The following is a 15448-nucleotide window of genomic DNA, read 5'->3' on the forward strand; positions in this document are numbered from 1 at the left end:
TGGGCGACAGATAAATCGCGTAACCTTAATCACCTAATTTCAGCGGAATTAACCTGGACCATAGCTACAGATTCACGGCCAGGGAAATAAGTTCTAACACTTTATAGATTAATACAGGATTAGGAATATTCCCATAAAGATAAATAATTATCTGAATGTAAGTTTATTTAAATTTAATGTATTCATTAAGTAAATTAATGAGATATCACTTGTAATTACCGGCCAAATAGCTAACCAGACAAAACCCTTAAATTACAGTTAATTATTAATAAAGATGCATTGTATTTACTGCAAATAAAATATAACAATAGTATTAATGTGGATATAACAATTAAAAGACTAAAGTCTCAAATGAATTACCAGACTGCATGACAACCTTTGCATGTTTTCGGTGCAACGTTATCCGTCTCTGCACCAGCTTATATTTATTAAATAAAGATGATTTATTTAATCAGGCTGCGGGGAAATTAAATCAGCTGTTTACTCCCGCATTTAATGATTTTTTTTAGTTACAAAAATCCGCTGTATCCGGGTTCAGTGTGAATCACGATGGTCGCCAGGCGCACTGTCAAAGGGCAGAGAAAAGATTTAAAAACGTCACCATTTGCGCGTAGGGTAGAGGAAGCCATATTTCTGCAATCAGTCATCACAAGGATCGCGTCATGCAAAACAGCCCCCCTCCTCATTCCCGCTCCTCAGCACTGCTTGCCGGGCTTGGCTGGGTCGAGCACGCTTTTCTGCCCGCCGGCGCCACCCCACCCGCAGAGGCTACATGGGCACATCAGCGACACAGCGCCGATGTGGTACTGGCGGAGGAAACCACCCCCGCAAAAAGCCGTGATGCTGATGGCGTGATTGCGGTTGATCAACGCGCGGTGGCGGTTTACACCGCCGACTGTTTACCGGTGCTGATTGCTGACGATCGCATGCATCATGTTGCTGCGGTGCATGCGGGGCTGAAAGGCGCGCTGAGCGGCGTGCTGTACAGTGCGGTGCAGCGCCTGATCGCGCTGGGCGCCACTGCCGACAGCCTGTATATCGCCATCGGCCCGTCAATAGGATCCTGTTGTTACGAGCTGGGAAAAGAGGTGCTGGAAAAGATGCCGCTGCTGGGGCAGCCCGTGCGCTGGCACCCGCAACAGCCGGTTAATCCACAGGCGGTGCGTCCACAGGCGGCTGGCACCACTGGCGGGATCTGGTTTGATCTGCCCGCGCTGGCGCAACAGATGCTGCAACAGATGGGGATCCCGGCGGCGCAGATCGACACGGTGCCCGTCTGCACCTACTGTATGGCAGAGCCGCAATCCAGCTATCGCCGCAACACCCATTTCGCTGAAGGCTATGCGGCGCGCTATTCATGGATCCAGCGGCAGGACTAAATGGTTTCGCCCATAAAAATCTGATAACTCAGATCCACCGAATCGGCGACGAAATCCGCGTTGCCGATCTTTTTTAGCAGCAGCTCAGCGGCCGTATAGCCGATGGCGTAACGTGGCGTAATCACACTGGCGACGCTGGGATACATCTCGCGACTGATATCCAATCCGTGAAAACCGGCAATCGCAATCTGTTGTGGCACCGCAATGCCACGCCGCTGACACCATAGCAGCGCGCCGAGCGACAGATCGTCATTGGTGCAGAAGATAGCATCCAGTGTGGGAAACTCCTGTAACGCACTCTCCAGCATGCGCGCGCCCAGCTGTTGCGATGAGATCGACTTCGGGTTAACACGATGCGCCGACAAACCACGCTCAGCCATCGCCTGGCTGTAACCACGAAAACGGTGATCGTCGCGCCGGTCATCCTGCGATCCGAAGTAAATAATCTGGCGCCGCCCCTGCTCCAGCAGGGTTTTCGTCATATCGTAGCCGGCGTTAAAATTATTAAAGCCCACTTCCATATCCAGACAGCCGCCTTCAGTGTCCATCACTTCGACCACCGGAATTTTGGCGGCGCGCAGATATTTTACCGCCCGCAGCGTATGGGACTTTTCACTGAGGATAATGCCGTCGATATTCCATGACAGCAGATTGATAATCTGCTCCTCTTCCGCCTGCGAATTGTAGTTATAGTTGGCAATCAGCGTCTGGTAGCGTCCCTCTTTGGTCGCCGCCTCAATTCCCGCCAGCAGATCGGCAAAGATCTGATTTTTAAATGACGGGATCAGTACACCAATGGTGTAACTCCTGGCACTCAGCAACATCTCCGGCGCGCGATTGGGCACATAGTTAATCTCTTCGATAATCTGCGCGATCTTTTCGCCGGTGCTGCTGGCCACTTTATGCGGCGTGCGCAGATAGCGGCTGACCGTCATTTTGGTGACGCCCGCGAGGGTGGCAATATCTTGTAGTGAAATGCGATGGGAGCGCACAGCGGGATGTCCGTTACAGCGAGAGAAAGGGCGGGATTAACCCGCCCACCAAATCAATGAATTATCACGTTTAAAATCAGTACGCCAGCTAAACCGAGGAACGAAATCAGGGTTTCCATTACCGTCCAGGTTTTCAGCGTCTCGATCACGCTGAGATTAAAGTAGCCTTTAAACAGCCAGAAGCCCGGATCGTTGACGTGTGAAGCGATCACACTGCCGGAACCCACCGCCAGCACCATCAGCGCCGGATCGGCGCCGGTAACGGCAATAATCGGCGTCACAATACCGGCGGTAGTAATCGCCGCAACCGTCGCCGAACCGAGGGCAATACGCAGCATGGCGGCAACCGTCCAGCACATCAGCAGTGGCGACAGGGAAGACCCCTTCATCATATCGGCAATATAGGTACCGACACCGCTATCCACCAGCACCTGCTTAAAGGCGCCGCCGCCAGCGATAATAAATACGATCATGGCGATGGCGGAGATCGAGTCGCCACACATATCCATCACTTCTTCCACCTTACGGCCATTGCGCAGGCCAAGGGTAAAGATCGCAATCACCACCGCGATAAACAGCGCCACCGCCGGGTTGCCGATAAATTCGAAGAACTGGCGTACCGGGTTCTCTTTCGGCATGGTCAGCTCAAATACCGCCGCCACCGCCATCAGGATCACCGGGATAATCGCCGCAAAAATACTGGTCCAGAAGCCCGGCATTTCATGATCTTCAAAGATTTTCGGGTTATACAGCCCCGCCGGAGGCTCTTTCTCAAAATTCTTCAGGAACTTAGAGAACACTGGCCCGGCAATAATCACCGTCGGAATAGTAATAATCATCCCATACAGCAGGGTCGTACCGAGGTTGGCGCCAAAGATAGTGGCGATCGCGGTTGGACCCGGATGCGGCGGCAGGAAGCAGTGAGTGACCGACAGCGCAGCCACCATCGGCACACCGACGTACAGCAGCGGCATGCGCGCCGCGGCAACCACGGTAAACACCAGCGGCAGCAGCAACACAAAACCGACTTCATAGAACATCGCCAGGCCAACAATCAGGCCGGTAATCATCAGCGCCCATTGCAACTTATCTTTACCGAAAGCCTTAATCAGCGTGGTGGCGACGCGCTGGGCAGCGCCGGTATCCGAGACCAGCCTGCCGAGCATCGCGCCAAAGCCGAGGATCAGTGCCAGACTGCCAAGCGTGCCGCCGACCCCTTTCTGGATTGATGCCACGGCTTCCAGCGGCGTCATCCCTTCGGCGATACCGACCACTGCCGCGACAAACACCAGCGCAATAAAGCCGTTGACCTTAAACACAATCATTAGCACCAGCAGCAAAATCACGCCTGTCGCTATTATTGTAATTGGCATAGAAGTTTCCTTTGAGGAGTCAGGTGAATCAGTTAACACCAGGTATGCAAGGTATAGATGCTTACACTGCGACGCGCATGCCGCCATCGACGAAAAGCAGGTGTCCGTTCACAAAATCTGAGGCTTTAGTGGATAAAAATACCGCCGCGCCGATCAGTTCTTCCGGGTTGCCCCAGCGTGCAGCTGGCGTACGTTTGGTCAGCCAGGCGGTAAAGTCCTGGTCATCGGCCAGCGCCTGGGTCATTTCGGTTTTGAAGTAACCCGGAGCGATGCCGTTAACCTGAATATTGTGGCGCGCCAGTTCAACGCACATACCACGCGTCAGCATGGTCACGGCGCCTTTTGATGCGGCGTACGGCGTAATGGTGTCGCGACCCAGTTCGCTCTGCATCGAGCCGATATTAATAATTTTGCCGCTCTGCCGCGTTACCATCTTGCGCGCCACCGCCTGCGAAACCAGGAATACGGCGGTCTGGTTTACTGCGATGACATCATTCCAGTCCTGCTCGGGGAATTCGAGGAACGGACGACGACGCTGAATACCGGCGTTATTCACCAGCACATCGATAGCACCAATCTGGCTTTCGATCTGCTCTACCGCCGCATTCACCGCCGCCGACTGCGTCACATCAAAGGCTACCGCATGCGCTGTATGCCCGGCGGCGATCAGCTGTTGCGCCGCCTTCTCCGCACCCGCCTGGGTGGTGGCATTAATAATCACTTCCGCCCCGGCTTCCGCCAGACCTTTTGCCAGCAGGAAACCGATGCCGCGACCGGAACCGGTAATTAATACACGTTTGTTATCTAAAGAAAAAAGAGTGCTCATGGTTATCCCCGAATCAGAAGGTCAGCTGAACTTTAGCGGCTTTTTGTTTATCGCCGGCAAACACCAGCGCGGCATCAATCTCTTCCAGACGATACTCACCGCTAAACAACGGCAACGGGTTGACGGTGCCATTGCCCAGCCACTCTACGGCGGTGTTAAATTCGTGGGTAAAGCGGAAGGATCCCACCAGTTTTATCTCTTTTGCAATCAGCAATATAATCGGGAAATTCGGCACTGCGCCGCCCATACCAACCTGCACCAGTGTGCCTTTCGCGCGTGTCACTTCGAGGCAGCGCTGCAACGAGGAGGGATGGCCGGAGGCTTCGAAGGCGACATCGAAGTAACCTTTATCCGCCAGATACGGGGTAAAATCGCCGCTGGCGGCATGGATCAGGCTTGTCGCGCCCATCTTTTCCGCCATCGACAGTGAACGTTCACTGACATCAGCGCAGACGATTTCCGCCGCGCCTTTGGCTTTTGCCGCTGCCGCAATCAGGCAACCAATCGGGCCAACACCAGAGATAAACACTTTTTTGCCGCTAAGATCGCCCGCCTGATTGGCGGCATGAATGCACACCGCCAGCGGCTCGGCGAACACCATCACCGTTTCATCGGCCTCACTGGCGAAAGGCACGCACTGCGCGCTATCCACCACTTTAAATTGGGTAAAACCGCCATCAACATGCGGGAAGTACATGGCGCTGCCAAAGAAACGCATGCTGACGCACTGGTTCTCTTCATCATTCAGGCAATATTTGCAGCTGCCGCACGGTTTGGACGGATTGATCGCCACCTTTTGCTGCGCTTTCAGCGCCGGATTGTCGCTTTTCACCACATAACCGATCACTTCGTGACCAAGGATCATTGGCATTTTCACTTCAAAGCTGCCGACTTTGCCATGCTGATAATAGTGCAGATCGGAACCGCAGATACCGCCACGGGTGATGCGCACCAGCGTGCCCTCGCCCTGATAATTCACTTCCTGGGTGATCACTTCGACGTTTTCTTTGCCGTTAATCATGCAGGACTGGGTTTTCATATTCATCGTTGCCTCATCACCTAAATCGCCAGCTGCACATCAGATAGTTTTCGGCACTACAAAACTGTGAACAAGATCACTAAAAAGGGTGTTACGAAAGGGATGTTACGCATAACGTGAACCAGGTTGTGCTTTAACGGCGAGGTTTTCACCACTTCCCTGTGGCAGATGTTTTTTTTGAGCCGCCTCACAGCTTTGCCGCCGACGCTTGCGCTTTTCCGCGGCCAGGCGCTACAGTCAACTCATCCGACCACATAACATTATTGCAACATTCCGGTGGACACTTATATGCAGGCTGCGCCTTCGCTGTTTTCCCCTCTCGATCTCGGTTTTACCCGGCTAAAAAATCGTGTGCTGATGGGATCGATGCATACCGGACTGGAAGAACATCCGGATGGCACCGCGCGGCTGGCGGCGTTTTATGCTGAACGCGCCAGCGCCGGTGTGGCGCTGATAGTGACTGGCGGTATCGCCCCCTCGCCGGAAGGGGTGGTGGTGGCAGGCGGTTCGGTGCTGAATAGTGAGCAGCAGCTGGCGCATCATCGTCCGGTGACGCAGGCGGTACATGAAGCGGGTGGCAAAATTGCCCTGCAAATTCTGCATGCCGGGCGTTACAGCTATCAGCCTGCGCTGGTGGCGCCTTCGCCGTTGCAGGCGCCGATTAATCCGTTTACACCGCAGCAGCTGACGCATCAGCAAATTGTGCAGCTGATAGCGGATTTCGCCCACTGCGCCCGGCTGGCGCAACAGGCTGATTACGACGGCGTGGAGATTATGGGCTCCGAAGGCTATCTGATTAATCAGTTTCTGACTGCGCGCACCAACCAGCGCGACGATCAATGGGGGGGTGATTTCAGTCAGCGTATGCGTTTTGCCGTTGAGATCGTCCGCGCGGTACGTGCCGCCGTCGGCGAACATTTTATTATTATTTATCGCCTGTCGATGCTTGATCTGGTGGCGGAAGGCAATACGCTTGAACAGACTATCCGGCTGGCGCAGGCGATTGAGCAAGCTGGCGCCACCTTAATCAATACCGGCATCGGCTGGCATGAAGCGCGGGTGCCGACCATCGCCACCTCCGTGCCGCGCGCCGCCTTTGGCTGGGTGACGCAAACCCTGAAGCAGTATGTCAGTCTGCCGCTGATTACCACCAACCGGATTAACCACCCGGATGTGGCGCAGTCGCTGCTGGATGAAGGCTGCGCCGATATGATTTCGATGGCGCGGCCATTTCTCGCGGATGCCGAATTTGTGCTGAAAGCACAGCAGAACCGCGCCGATGAGATCAACACCTGTATTGGCTGTAATCAGGCCTGCCTCGATCAAATCTTTGCCGGTAAGGTCACCTCCTGCCTGGTCAATCCGCGCGCCTGCCATGAAACCCTGATGCCGGTTATCGCCGCGATCCGGGTGAAAAAGCTGGCGGTGGTGGGCGCCGGACCGGCCGGACTGGCGTTTGCAGTCAATGCAGCGGCCCGCGGCCATCAGGTCACGCTATTTGATGCCGCCAGTGACATTGGCGGACAATTTAATATCGCGCGCCAGATCCCCGGCAAAGAGGAGTTTAACGAAACCCTGCGCTATTTTCGTCGCCAGCTGGCGCTGACCGGCGTGACGGTAAAACTGAATCAGTGGGCCGACAGTACAGTGCTGGCTGAATTTGATGAAGTGGTCCTCGCCAGCGGCATCTCACCGCGGATGCCAGAGATTGAGGGTATCGATCATCCCAGTGTGCTGAGTTATCTCGAGGTGATTGCGCAGAAAAAACCGGTGGGGAAACGTGTGGCGATTATCGGCGCTGGCGGCATCGGCTTTGATACCGCCGAATACCTGTGTCACAGCGGAGACGCCAGCAGCCTTGATATCAATACCTTCTGCCGCGAATGGGGCATTGACCGCTCACTGCAACACGCCGGTGGCCTCGCGCCCGCCGGTCCGCAAGCGCCGGCCAGCCCGCGCGAAATCTGGCTGTTACAGCGTAAAGCGGGCAAACCGGGCGCCACGCTGGGTAAAACCACCGGCTGGATCCATCGCGCCAGTTTGCAGGCGCATGGCGTGAAAATGTGGGGCGGCGTGCAGTATCAGCGCATCGACGATCGGGGGCTGCATATTCTCCGTGAGGGTCAGCCGCTGACGCTGGCAACAGATAATGTGGTGATTTGCGCCGGGCAGGAGCCAAATCGGGCGTTACTGGCCTCACTGACTCCGCTGGGTATGCCGCTGCATATTATCGGCGGTGCGGATGTGGCGCTGGAACTTGATGCCCGCCGGGCGATTGCGCAGGGTACCCGACTGGCGCTGGAGATTTGATTATCAGATCCTGCCTTCGCGCCTTAACAGTGACTCAGTAGCAGCTCAGTTTTCTGATGCCGGTTCCCGCATTTATCACGCTGCATTTTTTGACCGGCAACTCCCCCCATTTCAGGCCAGAATATTTTCCCATAAAGAAAACCTCTTTCTCACTGAAGGAGGCTTCCAGACTCTTCAGGCTGTTGCAAATTTCTTCATCACTGATTAAATTTTTATCAAGTGCATAACCGCCATAGGTCTTAATAATATCCGGCGTCGACATAAAGCGTCCTTTCTCGGAATCTTTGATGCCAATTTTAACTAAAGAGCGCGCCTCAACATCTTGCAAGAAACTTTCTGAAACCCTTCGGGTGGTCGATAGCGACAAGGCCTTCCCGCGGGTGCCGTTTGAACCGACATGCAGGAAAATATCCCGCAGATAGAGATCAAAATCAGTAAGGTAACGATTTTCATTGATACTGACACGGCGTAACAGGCCTTTTTTTACAATTTCCTCTTTTTGCGCAGTATGCGCGCGAAATAAGGTCTTCTCGATATCATAATCGTACTTATTTAAATCTTCTATTTTCTGAATCTTTCTTAACTCAGGTGTGTTTTTCATTTCAAACTGATAGCTATAACCATTCAGATAATCATTCAGCGTTTTCTCTTTCGCTTTTAACAGATCGGTATCTAACGGACTCACCACACAAGGAGATTTAGCGCCACGCTTCACAATACAGCGTGGGCCGACTAATTTTTCAAGGGAAATATCGCTGTTAATTGTCAGATCCAGCAGATCGATTTTATCCAGTTTCCTTTTTAATACCTCCCTCTCCAGTTTAAAAAGCATTTTAGCCTTCGAGAGTTTACCTGAAGGTAGCGGGACTATTTCCCCGTTAGGTTTTGGGCTTACCTTTGCACCGTCAAAATTTAGCAGGTTTAATGTTTTTTGCTTGCTATCGAAAAGAATATCCTGCCAGCTCACTTTATCAACTGAGATGCCATTCCGGGTTAATTTAGCAAAGAAATCATTTATCTTATTATTAACCAAGTTATCATCGGAAATAAAAACCTTCAGATCGTAAAATTTTCTCTCATCAAGTAATTTTAACACTGAGGAAATGGTGTCGCCTGCAATATTATTTATTTGTATAGCGATACTTTCCATCATCGTACCCGCACCGTGATAAATTTTTACCGTTGCAGATCCCGTACCATAAAACCGGTTTAGTGCCAGCGAATCATTATTAGCCTCAATTAAGAGCTGGCTGTATTTTTCTGCTTCCTTTCCCTCAGACGGGATATCAGCTGGCTTGATATCCTTAATAAACCGACCGGTGTCCAGCTGATAGATACTGCTGGTTTTTCCTTGCGTCACGGGTTCCTGCAAGCGATAACCCGTATCGCGACGCGCAGAACGGGCAGCCGCTTTTGTCACGGCTTCAGGTAATCCCCCGGTGCTGCCGGCATCAATCACTTTGCGCGCCATAAATTGTTTTGCCAGCCTGCTGCGTAAGGCTTTCGCAACCACCGGCACATCGAACACCGCGCTACCGGCGCCGGCAAACAGCATTGCCCAAAGCGCCTGATCCTTTTCATCGTGAGTATCAGCGTTCAGGAACTTGCTTACCTGAATCGCTGGCTCAACTACCAAACCGAGAAACAGTGAAATAAGGCGTCCGGCAAGCGTGCCCGGCATGCCGAAGGAGAGCGCGCCAGCAATATAGCTGGCCAGGTCAAGCACCCTGTCCACGCCTTTCTCGAATTGAGTTTTAATGCTGGCATCAGCATCGGAGGCGCTTTTATTAATATAACGTCTAAAAAGTTCTGCGCGGTAATCAGAGCATACCGTGTAATTAATGGGCCGGTAATTTCTCTCTTTTTTGGGTAAACTCAGTATCATTGAGGGGGAATCAAACTTCGCGCCCTTAAATGCAACATCGACTTTTCCCTGTTCGGCATAGGGTAAATGTTTTGCCAGCCAGCCGCGTAATTTTTCATCGGCGATATCTTTTTTATCAAATACACTTATTTTGCGGATATTGCCCGTTACTGACGTATTGATATCCAGTTCTGTAACAATGTTAAAATTGCCATCCAGAGCTGAAATAAGTAAACGACGATTCTTCCTGCCTTTCAACGCAATAATTTGCGAAAGCTCGCCGTTTTGAATCGACAGAAATTCAGGCGCAACCTCACCTTTGACAAACCGCTCAATAACATCACCAAACTCTGCAGTTAACTCCTTATCCAGCTTTTTTTTCACCAGATACAGGCAGGCATGGACAGAAAGCACGAAAAGTTTTGTTATACTCTCTGCGGCTTTATTATCTTTTTTTAGCTTATCAAAAATATTCTGCAGGCGTTCCTGCACCCGGCCGGGGAGCTCCCACAGTTTTGCCAGATAGACAGTACTATGCGCAGCACCTCCGCGCTGCCAGTCATAATAGACAGACGAAAATGAACCAGAGTCTTTGAAAACTGCCCCCATGGCAATTTCACGCATCGTATAAGATTTATATTCATTATCAATCATGACCTGCATACGGGTGTCTGGCTGAAGTTGTTCTGCTAAAGGTTCGCGGAAGGTTTCCAGCCGTTGCGCGTTCGCCTGCCAGCTATAACTCAACCCCAAATCATAAACCGCTTGTAGTTCCTCTGAAATAATATGGTCTCTGATATTCGCGTAATTGTATTTTTTACCGTATTCATTAATCTGCTGAAGATGGTCATTATAAATATCGGCTAATTTATCCACATCGGCAGATTTTACTAATACGGTACCCGGTTTGACTTCCTTGAGCGCAGCGTTAAAAGAAGAGCGTACGCCCTGAGATAACTCTTCGTTTAACATATCCAGCATCGCTTCCTGCCCTGATGGGCGGTACCATAATTCGTAATTTGAACAAGAGGTTTCAGCGGGCGCAAACGGCTTCCCTTGCTGCATATATCTGTACCATTCAGCATAGGTTGACATCGCAGAACCCTCGATCCACTTCACCAGCAGAGGCCGGGCAGCGATAAAGAGTTCCTCATTAAGATTATCGAGTTCATACGCGTCTATTTCTGCCTGCAAAGCAACAATTGCCCGCTTCTGTAATGCGGCTTCAACCAGTAATTTACGTGGCGGTTCAGGCTGGAGAAAGCTTTGCAGCTGTTTTTCTGATGACCCGGTAAAACGCATCCCACTTATCTGTATTTCACCTAAAAACTGGTAAGCATTCAGGTCTGCGCAAAATAACAGATCATGCCAATACTCATCGTCTCGCTGATATTTTGACGAACCAGGTGAATCTGACGTTTTATCCACCAGCTGTCGCGGAGAAACCAGTAACGCCCGCACCGCGTCATCGTGGCGGTTTTGATACAACATCTGATAATCGCGCAGATAATTATCCGTTAGCGCGGCCAGATGTTGTTTCATTACCCGCTGCGCTTGCGGGGTTAAGACTTTATTCTGCGCGTTCAGCTGTTGACTGAGATGCACGCGCAGGCAATCCTCAATATTCTTTCTCACCTCGCTTGCCAGCGGGACGTCGACTTCCGGTGTAATCGTTGTTGCATTCGCAACGGGTAATATCGCCACCAGCTTATCGGTTAGCTGGTCAGCACTGCGGATCAGCAGACTGGCGACAGCCTTAGCCATCTCCTCTTCCAGCTCAACCACCAGCGCCTGCAATGCGGTATTACTGCTCTTATCCGCCAGCATTATCAGCTGGCTGAGATCTCCCCATGTGTAAAGCGTCCCGGCCTGATGGTCGAAACGCTGCCATATCTCATACAATCCAGGCAGCGCTGGCAACAGCTTCGCCAGCAACTGATTGCCGCTCTTATCGCGCAATAAAGCGGCAAGATGCATCAATGCCTCTTCCGCTTTACCCGGGTCGCGATACCAGCGATAACACTGGCGCAACGCGCAGAACATCGTCGGCGTTTCTTTGATACGGCTAAAGAGCGATGTCCAGCGCCCCCCCAGAGTATTAACTATTTCATAAGTCATAAATTCGAGCTGCTGCCTGCGCGTCAGGCCCGCTGGCATACAGGATTGCGCGCTGAAAGCGGCATGCAGAATCGCGACTGGCGGATACTGTTTTGCCATGCTCAGCAGTAATTCAGGATGGGCGATAATTTTTTCCCGCCCCAACTCCAGTACTTCATAACTTATCGCTTTTAGTGCCATTGCACCGGAGGCATCCGGTGGCAGACTCTGCCACTGCCGGTGCAGCCGTAGCAAAATATGCAGTCCATCCGGTAAGGCGCTAAAACGGCCGGGATACAGCATGTTCAACACGCTTAACGCTTGCGGCCAGGCCATCAGTTGCAACACCCATTCCGCTTGCTGCGCCCTGCTCCCCTGGTGCGGAAACGTCTGCACTTTCTCCAGCACCCTGCGTCCCTGTTCCAGCTGCTCTGTCAGTTTTTTCACTGGCTGAAAGCTGGTCGCAGGCAATAATCTTTCCAGCAGGCTGCTCAGCGCCGTGTCGGTGAGCAATCCAGCCAGCCAGCTCGCCTGCGCCAGGGCTCCCGCTGGTACGTTAACGGCGATCGCGGTTGCTCCCAGCGATTGCGCCTGCTGAGCCAAACTGATCAGCCAGCCAAACTGGGGCGATACATTCTCCGCCAGCCCCGGCGAAGGGGTGAGGATTTTAACCGCTGCCAGCAGCCACAGAGATTGCTGAAAGCGATCGCCCGCCGGCCATGGCGGCAGATCGCTTATCTGCTCTTGTAACAACACGGCGGAGGTGGTCAGTTCGGCTATCAGGCGCGACGGTAATGCCAGCCGGCTGTCAGCCAGCAGTGTCGCCAGACAGCCGATCAGCGTGGCAATATCGGCCTGAGGCAGGTGTCTTAGCCGGTCAAGAATGGTCAGTGTGCCGGACAACGTGCTGAATACCGGGCGCAGTTTGTCACCAACATAAACACTCAGCTGGCTGTTTAAGCCACTGGCGTTAATTAAACGCAGCAGCTGCTCCGCTTGCTGCAAATAGCTGGCATCGGGCGACAGCTTGCGGACAGTGCCCATCGCCTGACTAATCCGGTAAATTTCAGCACCCGCTGCCGCCAGCCCGTGGAGATTCTGTGGCAATAACTGGTTGAGCCACACCGTATCGGTGAGCCATTCGGCATAATCTGGCGCGCCACTTATTGCGAGCTGTTGCTCCATTTTTTCAGCCAGTAACGCGCAAATTCCCAGCCCCTGCTTCAGCCGCTCAGTCACCGCCAACGGCAACAGCTGTTGCAGAGGATTACCCGCCTGACATGATTGCTGCAACTGTCCAATACTCAGCTGCAGCTCAGTCCAGCGGCACTTTGGATCCTCTGTCACCTCAACTATGCTCACCAGCGTATCAAGCAGCAGGCGCAGCGCGCAGATTTTCTGATCTGCTGAATCTCCGGGTACAGCATGGCGCAATTTATTTAGCGCCATTTTATGTGACGTTCCTTGCCTGTCGGCAAAAATCTGTTTTAGCGTCAGCATCACATCCGGTAGCAGTTTTGCCAGTGCTTCCACTTCACTGCCTGCAAATGCCCGGCGCAGAGACTCCCCTACCAGATGGCTTAAGATCTTACGTTGCAGAACGTCGGCATGTTTTCGCAGGGCGGTGTCATCCTGCGGGTTAACCGAACGCGCAGCGCAATCCAGCGTTATCGGATCAATACTGTTTTTTTTTTCGTGCCAGTAATCGGCATAGTCGGTCAGTTCAGCAATAACCGCCGCGCGCAGCTTTTCAACCTCGGCATCACCGACAGTATCAATACCCTGCTTACGCCCTTGCGCCAATAGCTGACGCAGAAACACCCGGTTATTTACCGTATCAAAGGATTCAGCGTTGTCCTGCCGGTCAATAAACGTCGGGTTAAGTCTCAACTTATTTATCACCGAAAATGGCAGATCTGTGATGGCCTCACGTATTAACTGGCAGGTGTCATAATTGAGTTCGCTGGCTGAACGGATATCATTGACATGTTCATGCAGTTGCGAAAAATAGATAAGCGAAACCGCGGAAGCAGGTTTGCTATTGTCGACAGGTTTTAACGCGCCCGCACAGCGATCGGCAAATTCAAGGATGCTTAAATCAGTCATGGGATTGATCTTATTGGATGTAACCGGGGGTGGAAAATCCGTGATTGTGCAGACTGGAGTCATTATCACCAACCCCAAACACGTATTTCGCGCAGCCGAGTTTAATAAAAAACTTATTTGAAAAAGGTAGATCACACCCGGATAAAAAACAAAAAATAAACAAACTACAGTGCATTTCCTTGCTTAGCTAATTACTGGCGACACTTTATATCACCTGATAGCTTTACGAAAAAAAATAATATCGATGGAATTAAACTAATTATCGCTCTAATTAATTTTTTTAAAAACGGGAGAAATCGGCTCCGGTCGGAGCCGAGAAAGGTATCGCTGTTTTTAGCGCAATTTCACCGAACGCAAAATCACAAATTTCTGATTGGATTCCAGTGTGGCGCAGTTGCCAAACAGCTTTTTCATCTTCTGGTAATAACCGAGATGGCGGTTGCCGACAATCCGCAACTCACCGCCATATTGCAGGCAACGGCGCGCATCACGCAGCATTGCCCAGGCGATATAGTCATGCATCGCACTTTGCTGATGGAACGGCGGATTACACAGCACCGCATTCAGACGATCCGACGGGAAGCCGCTCAGCGAGTTATTGACCGCAAAGTGGCTACGGCTCAGATCCTGCGGGCGGTTCACTTCGACGTTCAGGCGACTTGACGTCACCGCCATTGATGACTCATCGATAAAATGCACTTCCGCCAGCGGATTCTGCTCTAGCGCCAGTAAACCAATCACCCCGTTGCCACAGCCCAGATCGACAATCTCACCGTCAAGGTTGTCCGGCAGATGCTGCATAAAGAAGCGCGCGCCGATATCGAGGCCATTACGCGAAAACACGTTGGCATGGTTATGGATCTGATAAGGCGTATCATCCAGCGGCCAGACGGTGATCATCTCTGCATCTTTCAGCGCCGGTTTGGTGAAAGTGCTGTAGATCAGTCGCGCTTTCTTCCATGCCAGCGAGGTTTTAGTCTCACCCAGCACGCGTTCAAAAAGTTGCAGCGTCGAGCTGTGAATATCTTTCGCTCTGGCGCCAGCAATAATCAGCGTGTCCGGTGTCAGCACCTGCCGCAAAGCGCGTAGCTGTTGTTCAAGCAGCGCCAGCGTTTTCGGAATTTTAATGATTACGCAGGATGGCGCAGCCGGCAGTTCCGCCATGCTGTCGAGAAAGATGACGCCGTCTTCATCCAGCTCATTCAGCCGTAAATTTTTGCGCGTCGCCAGCTCGCTCATTAACGAGTCGCCGATGCTGTACACCTGATGCTCGCTCAGTGCGCAGGCCAGCGCGCCAAAGCTGTCGTTAAAGATCAGGATCGGGCCGTCGCTGGCAACAGGCAGCGGCTGCTGTAGCAAATATTCATCTGCGGCATCCCAGGCCTGCAACGGGCTCTCATCATCCATTTGCGGGAAGCGATGCAGCGTCAGCGTGCGGTTGCTCAGTTCGAGTTGGCTCATT

The 15448-nt window shown here is 52.2% G+C and carries 9 protein-coding genes; 3 read left to right on the top strand and 6 right to left on the bottom strand.

Annotation, left to right across the window (positions count from 1 at the left end):
• Positions 1–662 precede the first annotated feature (662 nt).
• Entirely contained in the window at positions 663–1379 is a 717-nt protein-coding gene (locus tag N5923_RS03875) for a polyphenol oxidase family protein (protein WP_267141220.1), read from the top strand.
• On the opposite strand, the gene idnR is transcribed toward N5923_RS03875, so the two are convergent.
• The 4 genes from idnR to idnD all read right to left on the bottom strand — a co-directional run bounded on the left by idnR (position 1376) and on the right by idnD (position 5615).
• Positions 1376–2371, bottom strand: a complete 996-nt coding sequence (gene idnR, locus N5923_RS03880) for a DNA-binding transcriptional regulator IdnR (RefSeq protein WP_267141221.1) — start codon at positions 2369–2371, stop codon at positions 1376–1378. The two genes, N5923_RS03875 and idnR, sit on opposite strands and share 4 nt — an antisense overlap.
• Before the next feature lie 53 nt (positions 2372–2424).
• On the bottom strand, positions 2425–3744 hold the full coding sequence (locus tag N5923_RS03885; protein WP_267141222.1) for a gluconate:H+ symporter: 1320 nt from the start codon (positions 3742–3744) through the stop codon (positions 2425–2427).
• 61 nt (positions 3745–3805) lie between these two features.
• Complete coding sequence (gene idnO / locus N5923_RS03890) at positions 3806–4570, bottom strand: gluconate 5-dehydrogenase (protein WP_267141223.1); 765 nt, start codon at positions 4568–4570, stop codon at positions 3806–3808.
• A gap of 13 nt (positions 4571–4583) precedes the next feature.
• Positions 4584–5615, bottom strand: coding sequence for an L-idonate 5-dehydrogenase (gene idnD / locus N5923_RS03895; protein ID WP_267141224.1), 1032 nt, complete (start codon positions 5613–5615; stop codon positions 4584–4586).
• Between the two features lie 282 nt (positions 5616–5897).
• Between idnD and N5923_RS03900 the strand changes: the two genes are divergently transcribed.
• A complete protein-coding gene (locus N5923_RS03900; protein WP_267141225.1) occupies positions 5898–7919 on the top strand; it encodes an NADPH-dependent 2,4-dienoyl-CoA reductase in 2022 nt (673 codons plus the stop codon).
• A 34-nt stretch (positions 7920–7953) separates the two neighbouring features.
• Here N5923_RS03900 and N5923_RS03905 read toward each other — a convergent pair whose 3' ends face one another.
• Positions 7954–12783 (bottom strand): hypothetical protein, encoded by a 4830-nt coding sequence (locus tag N5923_RS03905; RefSeq protein WP_267145218.1) that lies wholly within the window; start codon positions 12781–12783, stop codon positions 7954–7956.
• Between the two features lie 705 nt (positions 12784–13488).
• Here N5923_RS03905 and N5923_RS03910 point away from each other — a divergent pair.
• Positions 13489–13686 (top strand): hypothetical protein, encoded by a 198-nt coding sequence (locus tag N5923_RS03910; protein WP_267141227.1) that lies wholly within the window; start codon positions 13489–13491, stop codon positions 13684–13686.
• Positions 13687–14319: 633 nt separating this feature from the next.
• Here the strand turns inward: N5923_RS03910 and rlmG are convergent.
• Positions 14320–15447, bottom strand: a complete 1128-nt coding sequence (gene rlmG, locus N5923_RS03915; RefSeq protein ID WP_267141228.1) for a 23S rRNA (guanine(1835)-N(2))-methyltransferase RlmG — start codon at positions 15445–15447, stop codon at positions 14320–14322.
• Between the last annotated feature and the right edge of the window lies 1 nt (position 15448).

This window comes from Winslowiella arboricola (genome assembly GCF_025527015.1).
Taxonomy (GTDB): domain Bacteria; phylum Pseudomonadota; class Gammaproteobacteria; order Enterobacterales; family Enterobacteriaceae; genus Erwinia; species Erwinia arboricola.